The sequence below is a fragment of the Methylobacterium sp. WL7 genome, assembly GCF_008040085.1.
GTDB lineage: Bacteria > Pseudomonadota > Alphaproteobacteria > Rhizobiales > Beijerinckiaceae > Methylobacterium > Methylobacterium mesophilicum.
The window spans coordinates 1-585 of sequence record NZ_VRVG01000359.1 but is presented as its reverse complement, the minus strand read 5'-3'; the positions used below and the strand labels follow the sequence as shown (position 1 = coordinate 585).

1 protein-coding gene is annotated in these 585 nt (G+C 71.6%); it reads right to left on the bottom strand.

The genetic code is table 11. From position 1 onward, the window contains the following. Window positions 1-585, bottom strand: a 585-nt coding sequence (locus FV233_RS29775; protein WP_187278282.1) for a helix-turn-helix domain-containing protein, incomplete at both ends; no start/stop codon positions are given.

Sequence of the window (585 nt, the reverse complement as noted above, 5' to 3'; positions counted from 1 at the left end):
GCGCGCACGGCTGGCTCGTCCTGCCGGAGCCCGGTGACGAAGCCGCCGAGATCGGTCGCGGCTGCAGCTTCCAGCCAGGGCGTCAGTCCGGTGGGATCGTTCTGGCGCAGGAGCTCGGCGAAGGCGCCTATATCCTCGGAGGCCTGCTTCAGCTTCGGTGCGGCGCTGCAGAGCGCTTCGGTGAAGGCGAGATCCTCCCGAGACAGCGAGGTCGGGTCGGCGGTGAGCCAACGGGTGATGCGGCGCGTCGAGGGGACCCGGGCGGACGGTGATCGCGCAGGCCCATCCTGCCTCCGTCGTGAGGCCCAGCGCCGGACGATGTCGTAGCTGCCAATGAAGCCCTGCGCGTGCAACGCGCGGTGGAGGACGGTGGCGCTGTGCTGGCCCTCCCGCCAGCGTGCCTCGACGAAGGGGAGATAGCGATCGAGCAGGCTCGAACCCGGTGCGCGGCGGTAGGGCATGAACCGGCCCGCCCGCACCCAGCGGCGCACGGCGTTGCGGGATGCGCCGAGACGGCGAGCGATCTCTTTGGTCGGCAGACCTTCGCCGTGGAGGCACAGGGCCGCCTCGCAGCGGTCGCGTCGC